At 72.6% G+C, this 18,665-nt stretch carries 19 protein-coding genes and 1 riboswitch; of the genes, 7 read left to right on the top strand and 12 right to left on the bottom strand.

Going from position 1 to position 18,665, the window contains the following annotated elements; genetic code table 11:
• Positions 1-104: 104 nt before the first annotated feature.
• A complete protein-coding gene (locus tag ACGFK0_RS36340) occupies positions 105-1,652 on the top strand; it encodes an AMP-binding protein (RefSeq protein WP_392913085.1) in 1,548 nt (515 codons plus the stop codon).
• Positions 1,653-1,740: 88 nt separating this feature from the next.
• Positions 1,741-3,012, top strand: a complete 1,272-nt coding sequence (locus ACGFK0_RS36335; RefSeq protein WP_392913083.1) for a chromosome segregation ATPase — start codon at positions 1,741-1,743, stop codon at positions 3,010-3,012.
• A 107-nt stretch (positions 3,013-3,119) separates the two neighbouring features.
• Here ACGFK0_RS36335 and ACGFK0_RS36330 read toward each other — a convergent pair whose 3' ends face one another.
• The 7 genes from ACGFK0_RS36330 to ACGFK0_RS36300 form a co-directional block, all read right to left on the bottom strand.
• Entirely contained in the window at positions 3,120-3,842 is a 723-nt protein-coding gene (locus ACGFK0_RS36330) for an adenosylcobinamide amidohydrolase (protein ID WP_392913082.1), read from the bottom strand.
• Positions 3,839-4,609, bottom strand: coding sequence for an ABC transporter ATP-binding protein (locus ACGFK0_RS36325; RefSeq protein ID WP_392913081.1), 771 nt, complete (start codon positions 4,607-4,609; stop codon positions 3,839-3,841). Before ACGFK0_RS36325 ends, ACGFK0_RS36330 begins: the two co-directional genes overlap by 4 nt.
• Positions 4,606-5,664 carry a FecCD family ABC transporter permease gene (locus ACGFK0_RS36320; RefSeq protein WP_392913080.1) on the bottom strand — a complete coding sequence of 353 codons (1,059 nt, stop codon included), beginning with the start codon at positions 5,662-5,664 and terminating at the stop codon, positions 4,606-4,608. Before ACGFK0_RS36320 ends, ACGFK0_RS36325 begins: the two co-directional genes overlap by 4 nt.
• Positions 5,665-5,722: 58 nt before the next feature.
• A complete protein-coding gene (locus ACGFK0_RS36315) occupies positions 5,723-6,637 on the bottom strand; it encodes an ABC transporter substrate-binding protein (RefSeq protein WP_392913079.1) in 915 nt (304 codons plus the stop codon).
• Positions 6,638-6,712: 75 nt separating this feature from the next.
• Positions 6,713-6,835: riboswitch (cobalamin riboswitch) on the bottom strand.
• Positions 6,836-7,010: 175 nt separating this feature from the next.
• Positions 7,011-7,922: an LLM class F420-dependent oxidoreductase gene (locus ACGFK0_RS36310; RefSeq protein WP_392913078.1), complete on the bottom strand. Its 912-nt coding sequence runs from the start codon at positions 7,920-7,922 to the stop codon at positions 7,011-7,013.
• Positions 7,923-8,035: 113 nt separating this feature from the next.
• Positions 8,036-8,668: a hypothetical protein gene (locus tag ACGFK0_RS36305; protein WP_392913077.1), complete on the bottom strand. Its 633-nt coding sequence runs from the start codon at positions 8,666-8,668 to the stop codon at positions 8,036-8,038.
• Between the two features lie 56 nt (positions 8,669-8,724).
• A complete protein-coding gene (locus ACGFK0_RS36300) occupies positions 8,725-9,057 on the bottom strand; it encodes a hypothetical protein (protein ID WP_392913076.1) in 333 nt (110 codons plus the stop codon).
• A gap of 299 nt (positions 9,058-9,356) precedes the next feature.
• Here ACGFK0_RS36300 and ACGFK0_RS36295 point away from each other — a divergent pair, with 299 nt between their 5' ends.
• Complete coding sequence (locus tag ACGFK0_RS36295) at positions 9,357-10,100, top strand: alpha/beta hydrolase (protein WP_392913075.1); 744 nt, start codon at positions 9,357-9,359, stop codon at positions 10,098-10,100.
• Between the two features lie 219 nt (positions 10,101-10,319).
• Here the strand turns inward: ACGFK0_RS36295 and ACGFK0_RS36290 are convergent, their stop codons facing one another.
• Positions 10,320-10,673 (bottom strand): hypothetical protein, encoded by a 354-nt coding sequence (locus ACGFK0_RS36290; RefSeq protein WP_392913074.1) that lies wholly within the window; start codon positions 10,671-10,673, stop codon positions 10,320-10,322.
• Between the two features lie 428 nt (positions 10,674-11,101).
• On the opposite strand from ACGFK0_RS36290, the gene ACGFK0_RS36285 reads away from it, so the two are divergent.
• Together ACGFK0_RS36285 and ACGFK0_RS36280 are read left to right on the top strand one after the other, a co-directional pair.
• On the top strand, positions 11,102-12,037 hold the full coding sequence (locus ACGFK0_RS36285; RefSeq protein ID WP_392913072.1) for a PDR/VanB family oxidoreductase: 936 nt from the start codon (positions 11,102-11,104) through the stop codon (positions 12,035-12,037).
• Positions 12,038-12,155: 118 nt separating this feature from the next.
• A complete protein-coding gene (locus ACGFK0_RS36280; RefSeq protein ID WP_392913071.1) occupies positions 12,156-12,725 on the top strand; it encodes an HU family DNA-binding protein in 570 nt (189 codons plus the stop codon).
• A gap of 80 nt (positions 12,726-12,805) precedes the next feature.
• On the opposite strand, the gene ACGFK0_RS36275 is transcribed toward ACGFK0_RS36280, so the two are convergent.
• Both ACGFK0_RS36275 and ACGFK0_RS36270 read right to left on the bottom strand, forming a co-directional pair.
• Entirely contained in the window at positions 12,806-13,402 is a 597-nt protein-coding gene (locus tag ACGFK0_RS36275; RefSeq protein ID WP_392913070.1) for a CBS domain-containing protein, read from the bottom strand.
• A 149-nt stretch (positions 13,403-13,551) separates the two neighbouring features.
• Complete coding sequence (locus ACGFK0_RS36270) at positions 13,552-14,403, bottom strand: DUF72 domain-containing protein (protein ID WP_392913069.1); 852 nt, start codon at positions 14,401-14,403, stop codon at positions 13,552-13,554.
• Between the two features lie 145 nt (positions 14,404-14,548).
• Here ACGFK0_RS36270 and ACGFK0_RS36265 point away from each other — a divergent pair, with 145 nt between their 5' ends.
• Positions 14,549-15,652, top strand: a complete 1,104-nt coding sequence (locus ACGFK0_RS36265; RefSeq protein WP_392913068.1) for a S1 family peptidase — start codon at positions 14,549-14,551, stop codon at positions 15,650-15,652.
• Here the strand turns inward: ACGFK0_RS36265 and ACGFK0_RS36260 are convergent.
• The gene (locus tag ACGFK0_RS36260; RefSeq protein WP_392913067.1) at positions 15,649-16,113 is read right to left on the bottom strand and encodes a hemerythrin domain-containing protein; all 465 of its coding nucleotides are present in this window, start codon (positions 16,111-16,113) and stop codon (positions 15,649-15,651) included. The genes ACGFK0_RS36265 and ACGFK0_RS36260 overlap by 4 nt on opposite strands.
• A 209-nt stretch (positions 16,114-16,322) precedes the next feature.
• Here ACGFK0_RS36260 and ACGFK0_RS36255 point away from each other — a divergent pair, with 209 nt between their 5' ends.
• On the top strand, positions 16,323-17,204 hold the full coding sequence (locus tag ACGFK0_RS36255) for a universal stress protein (RefSeq protein WP_392913066.1): 882 nt from the start codon (positions 16,323-16,325) through the stop codon (positions 17,202-17,204).
• An 87-nt stretch (positions 17,205-17,291) separates the two neighbouring features.
• Here ACGFK0_RS36255 and ACGFK0_RS36250 read toward each other — a convergent pair whose 3' ends face one another.
• Complete coding sequence (locus tag ACGFK0_RS36250) at positions 17,292-18,662, bottom strand: wax ester/triacylglycerol synthase family O-acyltransferase (protein ID WP_392913134.1); 1,371 nt, start codon at positions 18,660-18,662, stop codon at positions 17,292-17,294.
• Positions 18,663-18,665: the final 3 nt, after the last annotated feature.

Here is an 18,665-nt window from a genome sequence, read left to right as displayed (position 1 = left end):
GCCCTCGCTGGCGGACCGGCCGTGTTCTTGACGTCACCGTCGAGCACTGGGTCAGATGTACCGAGGGCCACCCGGCCAACCGACTCCGGACAGGGGAGCGCCGCATGGGCGTCGAGGGCATCGGCTTCTACGAGATCGCACGGAACCACCCGGACCGCCCGGCCATTCCGGCCCCCGGCGAACCGGTGTCCTACGGCGAACTGCACGCCGAGGTGAATCGCCTGTCGAACGCGCTGGGCGGTCTCGGGCTGCGTCCCGGCGACTCACTGGCGACCGTGCTCGGCAATCGGCGCGAATTCCTCACCGTCCTGCTCGCCACGATGCAGTCGGGCCTCTACCTCGTCCCGGTGAGCCGCCACCTGACCGCGCCCGAGGTGGGATACATCCTGGCCGACAGCGGCGCCAAGGCGGTCGTGACCGAAAGCGCGTTCGCCGGCGTCGTGTCGGGGGCGGCCGACGAGGCGGGCATTCCCGCCGAAGGGCGGGTGAGCGTCGACCCCGCCGAGGGCTACGGCTCGCTGGCCGCGCTGTGCGCCACGGGCGGCGCCGAGCCGCCCGGTAAGCGGCAGATGGGCTCGATCATGCTCTACACGTCCGGGACGACGGGCCGGCCGAAGGGCGTCCAGCGGCCGCTGTTCGACATCCCGCCGGAGGTGGTGCTCGACCTCATGCGGCAGACGCTGATGCGGAACCTCGGCCTCGAACCCGGCGACGAGGTCCACCTCGCCATCGGCCCGCTCTACCACTCCGCGCCGTGCGTGCACGCGCTGATGTCGCTCAACCTCGGCCACGCCGTCGTGGTCGTCCCGCACTTCCGGCCCGAGGACACCCTTGAGCTGATCGAACGGTACGGCGTCACGAACTCGTTCATGGTGCCGACGATGTTCCACCGCATGCTCGCGCTGCCCGACGACGTCCGGTCCCGCCACGACCTGTCGACGCTGCGGCAGGTGTACCACAGCGCCGCGCCCATCCCCGTCGAGACCAAGCAGCGGATGATGGACTGGTGGGGGCCCGTCCTCTACGAGTACTACGGCTCCACCGAGAGCGGACCCGTCGTCGTCGCCACCCCGGAGCAGTGGCTCGCCCACCCCGGCACGGTCGGGCGCGCGGTCGACGGCGTCCAGATCAAGATCCTCGACCCGGAGGGCGCCGAACTGCCGCCGGGGGAGACCGGCCTCATCTACGCCGGCGGGCAGCCCGGGTTCGAGTACCACGACGACCCGGAGAAGACCGCCTCCGCCATGCGCGGCGACCTCTACACGCCCGGCGACCTCGGCCACCTCGACGAGGACGGCTGGCTCTACATGAGCGACCGCCGCACCGACCTCATCATCGCCGGCGGCGTCAACATCTACCCGGCGGAGATCGAGAACGCCCTGCTGCAGCACCCGGCGGTCGGCGACGTCGCCGTCATCGGCGTCCCGGACGACGACTGGGGGCAGATCGTGGTCGCGCTCGTGGAGCCCGCCGAGGACGCCGCCGCCGGCGACGACCTGGCCGCGGACCTCCTCGCGCACTGCGGGCCCCGGCTGTCGAAACTGAAGCATCCGCGCCGCATCGAGTTCCGCGAGACGCTGCCGCGCACCCCGTCCGGCAAACTCAGCCGGCGCCGCGTGCGGGAGGACTACCTGGGAGAACACGCCGGCTGAACGCGTCCGGGGCGCCGCCGGGAGGACGCGTCCGAAGTCGTTGCGGTGAACGTCGAACGCCTCCGGGGACTCCTGCGTACAACGGCACATGAAGGACCAGAAGGTCGCCCCGCTCGACGACGTCGCCCCGACCCCCGCCCCGACGATGACCGACCTTCCCGTCGTCACCGACAACGCCGCCTACGCCGAGGCCGCCGCCTCCGCGGAGTCCGCGTCCCGGACACAGGACGACGACCACCGCGCCGGGATCGCACGCCTCGGCGACCCGGCCGCGGTCTGGCCGTGCGCCGGCTGCGGACGGCCCGTGCCGCAGCCGGTGCGCGGTGCCCGCACCGTCCGCTACTGCCATGACAACGACGGGGAGTGCGAGCGGTCCGCGCGGGAGAACCGCGAGCGCGGCCGGCAGTCCCCGGGACTCACCGGGCAGGTCGCGTGGGCGTGGGAGATGGTCGAGCGGCTGGAAGGCGCCGCCGACCGGCTCGCCGGCTCCCTGATGTCCGAGCTGAGCGTCGCCGGCGTCGAACGGCGGGTCGCCGACGTCCACGCCGACGCCGCCGGGCACATCGCGATCGCGCAGCGGGAACGTGACGCGTCCCAGCGGCAGGCCGAGGCCGCCTGGCGGGAGACCGCCACCGCCCGCGCCCGCGCCGACGCCGCCGAGCAGGAGGCCGCGTCCACCCGCACCCAGGCCGAACGCCTCACCGCCGAACGCGACGCCGCCAGGCGCGAATGCCGGGAGGCCGGGGACGAGGCCGAAGGCGCGCAGGCCGCCCGGCTGGCCGCCGAACGCGACCGCGACCGCGTCGCGTCCCGCGAGGGCGAACTGCTCGCCTCGCTGGAGAGCGCCCGCGCGGAACTCGTCTCCCTGCACGGGCGGCTGTCGGAGGCCGAGACCCTCGTCGAGGGGCAGCGCGTCGAGGCCGACGCGGCCAAACGCGCCGCCGAGGATCTGCGTTCCGCCGTCCGCGACGCCGAGGCCAAACGCGGCCAGGCCGTCGCCGACCGCGACCAGATGCAGGCACGGGCACGCGAATCCGAACAGCACAACTGGCAGCTGTCGCGCACCGCCGAGGAACTGCGCGCCGCGGTGACGGCGCTGACCGCCGAACGCGACGCCGCCCGCGCCGAGGCCGAACGCGCCCGCCGCCGCGTCGACGCCCTCACCGGCCTCGCGGACGGACGCCGCGACGGCGGCCCGCGCCCGGTCGTCGACCGGGAACCGCCGACCGGGCTGCATCCCGTGCCGCAGGTGAACGGCTCGTCCCTGGACGGCGGCGACCCGCTCGCCACCGACCCCATGAGGCGCACCGGCCATCACGACGGACAGCGCAACGGACAGCGCCTTCCCCACGCCGGCTGACCGTCACGCCGGCCGATCGACGCACCGCGAGGAGGTGAGGCTCTTCCCCCACTGCACTGGCCCTGAACCGGCCGCCGTATCGCACCGGGGTGGTACGGCGGCCGGTGCTAGCCGTGCCGGCCCCGGTCCGGACCCGGGTTCCGGGCCTTCAGATAGGCGGTGTAGTCGACGGCGCCGGCATGGACGGCGGCGTGCACCGCGCGGGCGATCCTGGAACCCCACGTGGAACGAGGACCCGCGAACGGCTCCGCCGCCCCGCCGCCGACCGCGGCAGCGACGCAGACGGCGTCGGACGCGGTCCCCGTGCACGGATATCCCGCTTCGAGGAGCGCCTGGGTCTTGGCCTCGGTCGCGGTGACGACCGCGTTCACCAGCGCCGCGTCGCTCAACGCGACGGGAACGGCGACGACGATGTTCACGGTCCCCGGGCTCCACGCGGGCGGAAAGGCCCCGTCCAGGCGGATCGGCGCCAGCTCGGGATCGGGCGTCCCGGCGGGGGAGGCCGCCCACGTCGGGACCCGCAGCCCCACCGTCGCCGAGACGCTCACGCCCTCGTCGTCCCGCCGCATGGTACGGGAGACCGACGCGGCGGTGAGCATCCCGACGCCCGGCCCGTCCAGGCCGTACGACCCGGCGAGCTCCTCCAGATGGACGACCGGGTCGGTGCGCGAGTAGCCGCCCGCGACCTGCGCGTTCAGCACCCACCCGGCCGGGCCGATCCCGCCGCCCAGCATCGCCGACGAGATCATCCGGTGCCCGGGGCCCGCCCGCCACACGGTCGAGGCGAGCCGCGCCCCGTCCTCCTCACGCCACACCGTCTCGATTCTCATGGACGCTCCAACGACAGGATCGGCCGGCCGCCGGGGCCGGTGGTGACGTGCACGCGCGCGTCGAAATGCGCCTCGACGGCGGAACGTGTGAGGACCCGCGCGGGCGCTCCCGCGGCGGCGACCCGTCCATCCGAGACGAGGACCAGGTCGTCGGCGTACTGCCCGGCCAGCGTCAGGTCGTGGATCGTCGTCACCACGGTCAGCTCGTCGGACAGCCGCAACTGGTCGACCAGCTCCATCACCTGCTGCTGGTGCCCGATGTCGAGCGCCGTGGTCGGCTCGTCCAGAAGCAGCACCGGCGTCTGCTGCGCCAGCGCCCGCGCCAGCACCACCCGCTGCCGCTCACCGCCGGAGAGATGGTCGAGGGGGCGGGTCGCGAAAGCGGTGAGGTCCAGCCGGTCGAGGACCTCCGCGGTGATCGCCCGGTCCCGCGCGCTCTCCCGGCCCAGGTGCGGGACGTACGGCGACCGGCCGAGGAGCGTGTAGTCGAACACCGTCATCCCCACCGGGAGGTTCGGGCTCTGCGGCGCGTAGGCGATCAGCCGGGCCCGCTGCCTCGGCTTCAGCGTCCCCAGGTCCACGCCCGCCACGGTGATCTCGCCGTGCGAGGGCACGAGCCCCAGGACCGCGCGCATCAGCGTCGACTTCCCCGCCCCGTTCGGCCCGATGATCGCCGTCCACGACCCGGCCGGGACGTCCAGCGACACCCCCTTCAGCACGGGCCGCCCGCCCAGCGCCACGTCCAGGCCCCGCACCAGTACCGTCACGTGTCCACCTGCCTGCGGCTCGCGCGCAGCACCGCGACGAAGAACGGCCCGCCGACGAACGCCGTCACGACGCCGAGCGGAAGCTCGCCCGGCTCGATCACCGTCCGCGCCACCAGGTCCGCCACCTCCAGGAACGCCGCCCCGCCCAGCAGCGACAGCGGCAGCACGATCCGGTACGAGCCGCCCGCCAGCCGCCGCACCACATGCGGCACCACGATCCCGACGAACCCGATCAGCCCGCTCACCGCGACCGCGCACGCCGTCGCCAGCGACGCCGCGACCAGCACCGTCAGCCGCACCCGCGCCGCGGACAGGCCGAGCGACGCCGCCTCCTCGTCCCCGACGCTCAGCACGTCCAGCAGCCGGCCGTGCGCGAGCAGGACCACCGTCGACACCAGCGAGTACGGGGCGATCAGCGCCAGCTGGTTCCAGTCGGCCGCCCCGACCCCGCCGAGCAGCCACGAGAAGATCCGCTGCAGCTCCTCCGCCTTCAATTGCTGCAGGAACGTCTGGATCGCCGCCAGGAACGACGACACCGCGACTCCGGCCAGCACCAGCGTCGCGGCCCCGTTCCCGCGTCCCGCCGTGTTGCCCAGCGCGTACGCCAGGAACACGCCGCCGATCGCGCCCGCGAACGCGGCGAGCGGCACCGCGTATCCGGGGTCGCCCGGCAACAGCACGATCACCGTCGTGGCGCCGACCCCGGCGCCCGCCGCCGCGCCCAGCAGATACGGATCGGCGAGCGGATTGCGGAACACGCCCTGATAGCCGGCGCCCGCCATGGCGAGCATCCCCCCGACCAGCGCCGCCATCAGCGCCCTCGGCACCCGCAACTCGAAGAGGATGTTCTCGTCGATGACATCGAGCCCCGAGTCGATGTGCACGAACGGAACCCGGTCGGCCAGCGCCAGCAGCACCCCGCCGACGGGCAGCCCCGCCGCCCCCACCAGCACCCCGGCCAGCAGGGTCGCGGCCAGGAGCGCGACGGCCAGGCCGAGCGACAGCGGCCGCAGCCTGGCCTGCCCCGCCGTCTCCGGCGACCCCTTCCGCACCATCACGCGCCACCCCCGGTGGGGCCGGGGGGTCATGGGCGGGCGTCCATGAGGGCGGTGATCACTGGATCTTCTGCACCGCGTCACCGATCGCCTTGACGAACTCGGGCAGGCGGGGACCCCAGCGGGAGGCGATGTCGTCGTCGAGTTCGACCACGCCCTTGTTCTTGACCGCGTCCAGATCCGACCAGCCGGGGCGCTCGGCGAGAGTGGAGGCGTTCTGGCCGCAGCACTTGGTGTCGGCCAGGAAGATCAGGTCGGGGTCCTGCTTGAGGAGGTACTCGCGTGACAGCTGCGGGTACTCGCCGCTCGCCTTGTCCGCCTCGTCGGCGATGTTGCGGAGGCCGAACAGCCCGTACACCTGGCCGACGAACGTCCTGGACGTCACGGAGTGGAGCTGGTTGTCGAGCTCGTGGTAGTAGCCGAGGCCCTTCGCCTTGGAGGACGCGGCGACCGTCTTCTGGATGCTCGCCCGCATGTCGCCGGTGAGCTTCTCGGCCTCGGCCGCGTGCCCGGTGGCCAGCCCGAGGTCGTTGATCTCGTCGTAGGCCTCGTCCACGTTGGTCGCCGCGGGCTCCAGCAGGACGGGGATCTCGACCTTCTCCAGCGCCTTGACGATGCCGTTCAGGTCGTCGGAGACGACGACGAGGTCGGGCTTGTACTCGATGACCGCCTCGGCGTTCGGCTTGAACCCCGACAACTTCGTCCGCGGCGCGTTGGGCGGGTGGTTGGAGTAGTCGTCCACGGCGACCACCTGCGGTCCCGCGCCGATGGCGAACAGCGTCTCGGTGTGGGTGGGGGAGAGCGACACGATCCGCTCGGGCCGGGCCGGGACGGTCACCGCGCCGTTGGCGGCCTGGACGGTGACGGCCTTCGCGCCTGAGGCCGCATCGCCGGTCTCGCCGTCGCCGCATCCGGCCGCGAACGTGACGGCGACGATCGCCATCACCGCGCCGAGGGTACGTACGGGTCTCACAGGAGCCTCCTGGGGTCCAGGGAAGCCGCGGCCCGCTCATCCATGACGGATCGCCCTTCCACGAGGTCGAGAATCGTCGGCGCGCGAGGAGGCGACCTGGCTCGGCCACATCGAGAGGGGCACCACAGTTGCGGGACAGCGCCGGATTCACACCGGACTTCGCTCCTGGCGCGCAGCATCGCAACGGTATCAGGCGCCGAATCCGGACCTGTCCCCCTATCGGAGCGGGCACCCGCCCCGCCGTCTCACGGCGGCGAACCCGCCCACGCCGGCGCCGAACCCGCCCACGCCGGCGACGGGCGGATCGACCACGCCCATCCGGACTGCGGCCCGGGGGGCCGCGTCTCCGGCGCCGGCGGCGATCCCTACGAGCTCATCTCGCCGTGAAGGACTTGAGGAACTCCCGGGTCCGGCCCCGGCCTTCGCCCGGAATGAACTCCGCGGCGACGAAATCGGTGACGCCCGCCTCGGACAACTCCTCCAGCTTCGCCGCGACCGTGTCCTCGTCCCCGACGACGGCCAGGTCCGCCGGGCCGTCCACTCCTTCGCGGTCCATCATCGCCCGATAGGACGGCAACATCCCGTACATCTCGAATGTCTGGCCTGCCTGCTCCCGCGCGCGCTCGGCATCGTCCGTGACGCACACGGGCAGCACGCACACGATCCGTGGTTCCGGGCGCCCCGCCGCCTTGGCCGCCGCCGTGATGGTCGGCGCGATGTGCTCGCGGACGGTCACGGGGCCGGTCATCCACAGCACCGTCCCGTCGGTCCGCTCCGCCGCGAGCTTGAGCATCTTGGGCCCCAGCGCCGCGAGCAGCACGGGCACCCGCCCCTCGTTCGGGACGCTCAGCCCCACGTCGCCCTGCACGGTCTCGCCCTTGAACGACGCGTTCTCCCCGGCCAGCAGAGGCAACAGCACCGACAGGTACTCGTCCATGTGGCGCAGCGGCCGGCCGAAGTCGTACCCGTACATGTCCTCGATGACGATCTTGTGTGACAGCCCGATGCCGAGGGTGAACCGCCCCTGGAGCGCCAGCGCCGTCGTCCTCGCCTGCTGCGCCATCACGGCCGGATGCCGCGGATACGTCGGCACCACCGCGGTCCCCAGCTCGATGCCCGGCACCCCGCCCCCGGCCACGGCCAGGGCGGTCTGCGCGTCCACCCCGAAGATCTGCGAGATCCACGCCGAGGAGAAGCCGTCGTCCGCGGCACGCCGCACATCGTCCGCCAGCCTGCCGAGCGCCTCGGCCCCGCCGCGTTCGGTCAGTAGAACTCCAAGACGCACAACGACCTCCCAGTCACCGATCTCACGCGATCCTTACACACCCCCGCCCCGACTCATCCCCGGCCGGCCCGATACGCCGCCCACCACAGCGGTCACCCCCGAACCACCCGTCCTCAACTGCGGGCGGCACGGTCCTTCGCCTCCATGAAGAAGTCGAGCATCGCCGTGGCGCCGGGCAGCTGACGCGCCGGACGCGCCGCCCCGAAGGGGGTGTTCCAGAATGACCCCTGACGCGGCTCCCAGGGCCCGGCATACGCATACGGCTCGCCCAGGAAGGCGTCCCCCGCGGACACTCCGTAGTTGACCTCGTCGAGGCTCATGCCCAGATCGAAGTGTTCCGGCCACAGAACCGGCGTGGTTTCCGGCGCGAACCTCGTCAGCGCTTCGAGGCCCCGGCCGAAGACTTCTTCGATGTGCCGCGCGGCCTCTGCGTCGATGCTGAGGACGTCGTCCAGGCCGACTCCGCTGCCGTCCTTGTAGAGACCTTCCGCGGCTCCGGCCTCGATGCCCGCCGCCGCAGCGAGCTCCCTGCAGGTGGCGCCGTTCAGCGGGATCTCCCGGTCACCCGCCACGAGCTCCGCCCCGTTCACCCGCAGCGCCGGCTCCTGAACGGTTCCGAAGCCGCCGTCGGTCACCGTCAGCCGTATCGTTCCGCTCTGCCTGTACTGCGGCCCGGCGAGCACGAGTTCGGCAACCCCGTGCAACGAGCGCCGTGCCGTTTCCAGAGTTCCCCGATCGACGGTCATCCTCCACCCTCCGCTTGAGCTGCGCCCGCCTCACTCCGCGTCGCCGGCAGGTCTGATCACGAACCGTCCGGGTCGCCGCCGCGGGGGCCGTACTCTTCCGCGAGTCTCCGGTCGTTCTCGGCCCACATGCGGTGGCGGGTGGCCGACTGCAGATGCGATTCGGCCTCCTCAGGATGGGCGATGGCCATCCGCTCCAGCAACATCGCGGCCCGATCATGGGCTTGCGCCGAGGAGACCATCGCCTGACGCGCGTACCCCTCGCCCTCACGCCCGTGCTCGACGTACGGCTCACCGAGCGCGGAACCGCCGGGCAACGCGGCGGCGCGATCCTCCGCGTTGCGGCGGCTCCCGCGCGCCCTCACCCGATGCGAACGGTTCTCGCTGCCCATACCAGCCAACCCGACGCCCGAGTCCGTCGATCAACCAGCCCTCCGGACACGTTCGACTACCTACCCCGCGCCCCCTCCGTTCAGCCCATCCACGGGCGAAGTCGTCGAGACCGGGCCCGAAGGGTTTCGGCATACCCCCATGTCAAGCGGCGGCCGGCAGCGACGCACCCCACGCGGGGACGCGGGCCGGCCATGACGTCCGGACGTGTTTCCCCTGGCCACGAAGGTGGTACAGCCGGACACACCGACGGCGGCCACCATCAGGTCGCCGGGGGCCATGCCCGATCATGGAGACCGTGGTGACATCCGAACCTCTCACGCTCTACACCGCCGATGACGTGCGGATCGACGCAGGTCACCTGCGGGGCGGCGGCGATCTCTGCTTCGTCCTGGCACACGGCTTCACATGCTCGTGGCGGCAGCCCGTGCTGCGCCGCATCGCCGGTGTCCTCAACCGGTACGGCGGGGTCATCGGGCTGGACTTCCGCGGCCACGGCAGGTCCGGCGGGCGTTCCACCGTCGGCGACCGTGAGGTGCTGGACATCGACGCGGTGGTCATGGCGGCGCGCCGCAGAGGCTACAAGCGGATCGCCGTCACAGGCTTCTCCATGGGCGGTGCGGTCGCCGTCCGGCATGCGGCATTGCACGGTGGGGTGGACGCGGTGGTCTCCGTCAGCGCGCCGGCCCGCTGGTACTACCGCGACACGGTGCCGATGCGGCGCGTGCACTGGGCGATCGAACGACGCGTCGGGCGGTTGGCCGTGCGCCTGGCCCGCGGCACCCGGATCGCTCCCGGCGGGTGGGATCCCGTGCCAGAGGCACCGCACGAGGTCATCGGGCGGATCGCCCCGGTCCCGCTGCTGGTCGTCCATGGGGACGCCGACGCGTTCTTCCCGCTCGAACACGGCCGGCAGTTGTACGAGGCGGCGCGCGATCCACGGGAACTGTGGGTCGAGCCCGCGTTCGGCCATGCGGAAGTCGCCGCGACACCTGACTTGATCAAACGCATCGGTGCCTGGGCCGCGGTCGCCGTCAGGAAGTGAGGACCCAAAAGCCGCGCCGGTTCGACGTTATCCACATTGCGGCGGCCGCGCCTCGGCCGGCCGGCCGAGCATCACCGCCACCCGGCTCGACCCGCCGGTGCCGTGCACGCGTTCGGCAATCATAGGCGCGGACCGGTGTTCCGGTGGGAGGCGACCAGGACGGCCGGGCGGGATGGACGCGGCCCTGGGAAGCGCGGGCCGCGTCCATCCCCGGACCGGTCAGGAAGTGAGAGAGAGCGCGGCGAACGTGTGGTCCGCCCAGAGCGCGGCGAACGTGTGGTCCGCCCAGAGCGCGCGCGACGTTTCCTCCGGGTACGGGGCGACGGCGCAAGTGGTGTCGAGGATGCGGGTGAGGCGCCGGGACGGCTCGTAGGCGGGCCAGCCCGGGTCACCGGACCTCGCGAACCCCGTCCAGGCGGGACGTATCTTCTCCGACAGTTCCTCGGCGGCGGTCCGGTCGCCGATGAGCAGGTCGGCCATGCCGCCCACGAGGTTGCCCCATACGAGCGGGACGTCCAGGGCGTGACAGGCGCCCAGAGCGGAAGGGGACCAGGCCAGTTCGTAAAGGTGCACGCGGCCCCCGCGGCGGTTTACGCCTCCGCGAGGTGAAGTGTCGGCATGCGGAAGAGCCAGTCGGAATGGACGAGATGGGCCACCTGCCTGGGCGCGACAACACATGCCCGCGATCCTTCCCGGCGGGCGTGACCGCCGGCCACCGGTTCTTCCGCTCGATGGAAGCCGTGCTGACGGATCCTTGGACGAGCGGCGATGGTCGTGGCGAACGCAGCAGCGACCGCTGTTGCGGACATCCGGCATCGTGACGCGGCCGCCACCGCGGAACGGCCGAACACACCGGCCGCGGCCCGGACGGCCGGCCGGCCGGCCATAAGGCGCAGGGGCCTGGACGGCGGGCGGGCCGGACACGTGGGCACGGGCCGGGCGGAGGGTCGGCTGAAGATGTGGCGCGGGCCTGGACGGTGGGTGAGTTCGAGGGTGGGGCTGTGAGCACGGGAACCGAGACGGAGGTCGTCGTCGACGGCAGGACGGATCTCGCCGACGGCGTTGTGGGCTTGACCCTGCGTGCCGCGAGTGGGGGAGACCTGCCGTCCTGGCGTCCCGGCGCGCACATCGACGTGGTCCTCGGCGATGACCTCGTCCGGCAGTACTCGCTGTGCGGCGACCCGGCCGACTCGCGGACGTGGCGGGTGGGCGTGCTGAAGGAGGGGCCCGGTTCGACGGCCGTGCACGAGCGGGTGCGTCCGGGGGACAAGCTCGTGACGCGCGGGCCGCGCAACAACTTCGGGTTGGAGGACGCGCCCCGCTACCTGTTCCTCGCCGGCGGGATCGGTATCACGCCGATCCTGCCGATGGTGGCCGCCGCCGACGCGGCGGGGGCCGACTGGCGGCTCCTGTACGGCGGACGCCGGCGCTCCGCGATGGCCTTCCTGGACGAGCTGTCCGGCTACGGGGACCGGGTCGGCGTCCGTCCCCAGGACGAGTGCGGCCTGCTCGACCTCGACGGTGCCCTGACGGCGGCCGGGCCCGGCACGCTCGTCTACTGCTGCGGGCCGGAGCCGATGCTGGCGGCGGCCGAGGAACGTTGCGCCGCCCTGCTCCCGGGGGCGCTGCGCACGGAGCGCTTCGCCCCGAAACCCGTCACCGGCCCGGACGACGCGTTCGAGGTCGAGCTCGCGGTGAGCGGCCGCACCCTGGAGGTCGAGCGGGGCTGCTCGATCTTGGAAACCGTGGAGAAGGCGGGGGTGAGCGTCCTGTCGTCCTGCCGCGAGGGGACGTGCGGGACATGTGAGACGCCCGTCCTGGAAGGCGAGCCCGACCACCGTGACTCGGTGCTGACCGAGGAGGAGCGCGCGGACGGAGGCTTCATGATGATCTGCGTCTCCCGGGCCCGCGGGCCGCGTCTCGTCCTGGAGCTTTAGGGGCCAGGGGACGGCGCCGGCCGCAACACACGCCGACCACCTGGGCCGATCTGCGGGCCGGAGCGGACGCGCCCGGCTAGGCTGTCGGCACATATCGCCTGAGTGAAGGGCATGGCGCATGAACCGCAGCGAACTGGTCAGGGCCGTGGCGGAACGCGCGGGGAGCGACGAGGCCGTGGCCCGCCTGCATGTGGACGCCGTGGTCGATACCGTGATGGAACGGGTGTCCGCCGGGGAACGCGTCATCGTCACCGGGTTCGGGACGTTCGACAGGCTGTCCCGCCCGGCCCGCAGCGCACGCAACCCGCGCACGGGCGTCCCGGTCGAGGTGCCCGCCGCGGAGGTCCCGCGATTCCGGTCCGGGCAGACGTTCCGCAACCGTGTCGCCGGGAACGGCTCCGCGGCCGCCGGGGAGCAGGTCGCGACACCGGCCACCCCGGCTGACGCGGCGGCCGGCGTCGTGGTCGAGGAGCCGAGCCCGAGGAAGCCCAAGGCCGCCAAGGCCGCCAAGAACGGCAAGAGCACCAAGGCCGCCGAAGACGTGAAGCACGAGAAGAGCGCCGGGAAGGCGAAGAAGGCCAAGAAGGGCGCGGACGCGAAGAAGGGCAAGGCGAGCAAGGCGGACCTCTCCGTGTCCCCGAAGAAGAAGCAGGGCAAGGCGAAGGCCCGCGCCAAGGCCGGAAGGTAACCACACGCCGCTCAGCCCGCCCGCCGGGGCGATGTGCCCCGGCCCGCCTCAGACACCGGTCGGTGCGAGGTCCGGGGGCCTCAGCCGTGGATGGAGACGCGGGTGACACCGGGCACGGTCCGGGCGAGGACGTCGGCGATCCGCTGCGCCGACTCGTCCGCGCGGCCGAGCAGTTCGACGGCGCCGTCTCGGACCGACACGTCCCAGTGCGCGCCGCCCGCCCCGTACTCCGCGATCGCGGCCAGCACGTCGTCGCGGATGCGGGCGTCGCCGCGGGCCAGGATCGCGATGAGGTCGCGGCGGCTGACGATGCCGACGATGGCGGAACCGTCCAGCACGGGGACGCTCTTGATCTTCGTCTTCATCATCGTCTCGGCGAGCACGGCGACGTCGGTGTTGGGACGGGCGGTCTCCACATCGCGGGTCATGACCTCCTCCACCAGACGCGGCGACGGGCTCGCGGTGGTGGCGACGGGCCGGGCGAAGGCCCTCGGGTCGTGCTCGAACACGCCTTGCAGCAGGTCCATCTCGCTGACGATGCCGGCCAGCCGCCCCGGCTCGTCCACGACGGGCAGCGCGGTGACGCAGTGCTCGTGCAGGATGCGGATGGCCTGACGGACGGTGGCCGACCGCGGAATCGTCACGACGGGCGAGGTCATCGCCTCCCGGACCAGCATGGCGTGTTCTCCTTCCGGCGAGGACGCCGTTCACCTACCCGGGCAGGACGTTCCTGACCCATGTGTCCAGCATCGCCCGGCTGCCGCCGCAGGCCCAGGGCCGTTGGTCCTGGACCTCGGCGACCTGGACCGGGTCCGGCGGCGAGGCGTCAGAAGAGGGTCGGCGGCTCCGCCGGTTCCGGCTCGGGCAGCGGATCGAGTTCGGGGACGCCGCCCCGCACCTCGTCGTAGAACCGGCGGGCGAGCATCAGCGCCTCCGCGTTGTCCGGAGTGTGGACGAAGACCGTCGGCGAACGCCCTTCCCGCAGCCATCCGGCGACCTTCCCGGCCCAGTACCGCCACCCCTCGATCGTCGTCGCAGTGTCGTCCCGTCCGAGGTAGCGGACAATCGGACGGCCGGTCAGCGCCGCCGACCTGCGCGGTACGCGCGGCTTCTTCGTCCAGGCGTCCCGTTCGGCGTCGCTGGCCGGGCGGCTCCGGAAGAACACGGTGGTGTCGAAGGGGACCCATTCGGCGTCCACCCCGGCGAGAACCCGTTCGAGGTCGCGCTCGCACCGCGGCTCCTCGAAGAACGCGCGGTGACGCACTTCGACGGCGTACCTGTGCGCCTTGGGCAGCCGGCGGAGAAAACCCGCCAGCGTCCCGAGATCCCCGGGACCGAACGACGCCGGCAGCTGCACCCACAGCGCGTGGGTCCGCGACTCCAGCGGCTCGATCGCCGCCAGGAAGGCCCCGAGCTCCTCGTCGAACCCGGCGAGCCGCCGCTCATGCGTGACCGACTTCGGCAGTTTGAGGACGAACCGGAAGTCGGGCGAGGTCTGCTCCGCCCACGACTCCACCGTGCTCCGCGACGGCGTCGCGTAGAAGGTCGTGTTGCCCTCCACCGCGTTGCACCAGCCCGCGTAGGCCCTCAGCCGGGCGCCGGGAGGGAGCGGATGGGGGACGAACCGCCCCTGCCACGACGGGTGCGTCCACATCGCGCACCCCACATGAAGCCGCATGATCCCGACGCTACCGAACCGCGTGCCTCCGGCGCCCCGCCGTCACGACCCCTCGGCCTGCCGGTTCCTCCGGGACTTGAACGCCGGCCGCCCGAGCCGCGTACCTCCACCCGTAGATCGGGACGTCGGACCTTGGAGGACCCCCATGAGGGCCAGAAAGAATCGTCTGCGCACGGCGGTCACGTGGACCGCGGTGGCCGCCGGATCCGCCGGCCTCGTGGCCGGCACGCTGTACGTGGTGCGGACGCCGGACGAGTCCGCCGGCCGGCAGGCCACGCTGACCGGCGAGCAGGCGTCGAACACCCCGCGAAGTTCGGCCGGGGCCCTGGCGGCGAGGCTGACCGACCGGCTCGGCACCCGCACGGCCGGCGCCTACCTCGACTCCGCGGGCCGGCCGGTCGTCACCGTCACCAGCGCCGACGACGCCGCCATGGTCCGCGCGGCCGGCGCCGTGCCCAAGATGACGCAGCGGAGCCCGGCATCACTGAACAGGATCACCGCCACGCTCCGCCGGTCGTTCGCGAGCGTGCCGGGCACCGGCTGGGCCGTCGACCCCGCCACCTCCCGTGTCACGGTCTGGACCGACGACTCGGTCGGCGGGACGCGGATGGCCGCCGTCCGCCGGATGGCCCAGCGGATGGGGCCGGCGATCCGGATGGTCCACATCGACGGACGCCTGCGCACCTTCGCGCTCGGCGGCGACGCGATCTTCGGGCAGGGCTCGCGCTGCTCCCTCGGCTTCAACGTCACGGTGGGGCAGCAGGACTTCTTCCTCACCGCGGGGCACTGCGGCAACGCGGTCCGCGACTGGACCGCCGACCAGCAGGGCAACCAGTTCCTCGGCAGCACGGTGCGCAGCAGTTTCCCCGGGGACGACTTCGCGCTCGTCCGGTCCGAGCAGCCGGGGGAGGGCGCGGTCAACCTCTACAACGGCCAGGCCCAGGACATCACCCAGGCCGGCGAGGCCGTCGTCGGGCAGCGGGTCGCGCGCAGCGGCAGCACCACCGGCCTGGCCACCGGCCGCGTCATCGCCACCAACGCCACGGTGAACTTCCCCGAGGGCACGGTCACCGGCATGATCCAGACCACCGTCTGCGCGGAGCCGGGCGACAGCGGAGGCCCGCTCTTCAGCGGGAACACCGCCCTCGGCCTCACCTCGGGCGGCTCGGGTGACTGCCGGGTCGGCGGCGTCACCTTCTTCCAGCCGGTCGCCGAACCCCTGCAGGCGTTCGGCGCCGAGGTCTCCTAGGCCGCCGGCGGCGAAGCCTCGTCCGGGCCGGCCGTGTCCGGGGCCGGCCCCACGCCCTGAACACCGCGCTCGGGGGTGATGCGATCCCAGGCGGCGATCGGCAGCATGATGATCGACGAGGGGAACAGGCCGTGCTCCTCATGGTCGATGTGCTCACGCAGCTTCCCCAGGGCCTCCAGCACGGCGGGCCAGTCCGGGTCCGCGCGGTCGATCCCGCCGAGCACCGCGTGGATGTCGTCGTGCTCCGCGCAGAGCCGCTCCACCTCCTCGGCGAGCGAGCCCTCGGCGCGGAGCTCCGCGAACAGCCCGTTCTCCTCGGTGGCGGTGTGGGGCAGCAACCGGGCGAGCAGTTCGTCCAGCATCGTCGCGGCGGCGCCGTACCGGCCCTGGACGATGGCCCGCCGCAGCCCGCCGGCGGTCTCCCCGATCTCCCAGTGCTCCTGTGACAGCTGGCCGATCAAGGGGAAGTCCCGGCAACCACAGTAATTGCACATGGCGTCCCTTTGGCTCGCGTTTCATGCCGTGACTCTCATGGTGCCGCGCGCCCGGAGCGCCTCGACCGGGCCGAAGGTCCCTCCGGTCCCGGACCGAAGCCCCTGAACGGAAAGCGGTGGTGCGAGCAAGGCTGGTGGTGTCCGAACGAGCGGATATGCACCAGGTGGGAGAAGCCATGAGCACAGAGCCGATCACTGGCGTCGTCGTCGGTTATGACGGCTCCCCGGAGGGGGCCCGCGCGCTGGACTGGGCCGCCGACGAGGCACAGGCCCGGGGCCTGCCGCTGACCGTGATCCACGTGTGGGACATCTACGTCGGGGGTCCGGTGGCCATGCCCATGGTCGATCTCGGCGCCGTGGCGCAGGAGGTGCTGGACGGCGGCGTCGAGCATGTCCGGAAGGCGGCCCCGGACCTGCCGGTGCGGGGTGTGCTCACACGCGGACAGGCGGCCGCCAGGTTGGTCGAGGTGGGCAAGAGCGCCGACGTGATCGTGCTGGGGCCGCGGGGCCTCGGCGGGTTCGTCGGGCTGGTGCTCGGCTCGGTCAGCGCTCAGGTGGCCGCGCACGCCTCCTGCCCGGTCGTGATCGCCCGGGGCGACCTTGATCCGCATCTGGACGGCGGGCCGGGACGGGTCGTGGTCGGCGTGGACGGTTCACCGGCGTCCCGTACCGCATTGGCGATGGCGTTCACCGAGGCCGAGCTGCATGGATTCGCGGTGCACGCCGTGGTCGCCTGGGAGTCGGTGCCGGTGAAGGACCTGCCGCCTCTGGCCGACGAAGCCGGCATGCGCGAAGCGGCCGAGGCGCGGCTGACCCGCCTGATGATCCCCCTGCGAGAGCTTCATCCCGGAGTGGATGCGCAAGCGGAGGTCGTATCCGGGCCACCGCGGGAGGTCCTGATGAACGCCTCGGACGACGCGCGACTCCTCGTCGTCGGCTCGCGTGGACTGGGCGGCTTCCGCGGCATGCTGCTCGGATCGGTCAGCCACGCCCTGGTAGAGCACGCGCCCTGCCCGGTGGCGGTCGTCCACGCACCCCGCCAGGACACCGGGGACTAACTAGCCAGGTCCAGAGCGAGATCAGGCGGGATCCGGCCGGACGTGGTCCGCCGCCGAACCGGCGGCGGACCAGCCGCGTCCGGCCGTTCAGAGTGCGCCTGGTGCGGCCTGCGCCGCCTCTTTAAGCAGTTCGTCGATGCCGTCCCGGATTCCGGCGCACAGCGTCTCCAGGTCGGGGACGGCGTCGCGGTCGCCGGTGAGCCCGAACGACAGGGCGCCGTTGTAGGAGACGATCCCGATGGAGATGCGCAGGCCCGCCGCGATCGGGATGTAGGGGCCGATCTCCAGCATGCGGCGGCCCATCGAGTAGAGCGGGACCGCCGGGCCCGGGACGTTGGTGACGATCGTATGGATCAGCGGCTGGCGCAGCCGCAGCGCCGTGTGGGCGGCCGCGGCGAGCAGGCCCGGGGCCCCGCCGGCGAGTCTGACGAAGGCGTCCAGCCCGGCGGCCTGGTTACCGCTCTTCACGCTGTCCATCTGCTGCCGGATGAGACGCAGTCGGCGCAACGGATCGGCCTCCCCGCACGGCAGGTCCACCGGCACCGCCGACACCCGGTTCGACGGGACCCCGCGCTCGTCCTCCGACCGGACGGAGACGGGAACCATGGCGCGGACGATCGACTCCTCCGTGAGGACGCCCCGGGCCTCCAGAAGGTCACGGAACCCGCGGGCGGCCGCGGCCAGGACCACGTCGTTGACCGAACCCCCGAACGTACGCCGGATCCGGTCGACCTCGTCCATCCCGGCATGGAGCCGGGACCAGCGCCGGTGCGGGCCGGTCGGGCCGTTGAGCGAAGACGTGCCGGAACCCGTGAGCCGCGTCGCGTAACCGGGTACCGCGCCCGCGACGGAGATCGAGTCGCGCAGGACGGGCAGGAACAGCCGGGTGGCCTGCCGGCCGAAGCCCCTCAGCCGGTCCACGACACCGTCGCGTACGACGGCCATGGCGGCCGGTTCGGGTTCGGGCATCCACACCCGGGGCGGCGCGGGCGTCCAGGCGGGGCCGGTGTCCAGGAGCACCGCCATCAGGTCGATGCCGGCCAGCCCGTCCACCATGCAGTGGTGCACCTTGCAGATCATCGCCCAGCGGCCGTCCGCCAGCCCGTCGACCAGCCACACCTCCCACGGTGACCGGCTGAGATCCAGCGGCGGTGCCAGGATGCGGCCCGCCAGCTCACTCAGCTCGTCCGGGCCGCCGGGCTCCGGCGCGGCCGCGTGCCGGACGTGATCGCCGATCGCGAACCGCTGGTCGTCCACCCAGACCGGGTGCGCGAGGTTGAACGGGACGGTCCGGACGCGCTGCAGGCAGCGCGGCGCGAGCCGGAGCCTGGCGAACACCTGCCGCACGAGGTCCGGGTAATCGGGTTGAGGCGCCCCGGATCTTCCGGACAGGTCCCCAACTAGGGTTGGGGAGAACCGGAAGGGAAGGTCGTTGGCACGACAGAGGCGGCATTTCACCCA

It is taken from the genome of Spirillospora sp. NPDC048823 (assembly GCF_043198445.1).
GTDB lineage: Bacteria > Actinomycetota > Actinomycetes > Streptosporangiales > Streptosporangiaceae > Spirillospora.
This window is presented reverse-complemented; position numbering and strand designations above follow the sequence as displayed.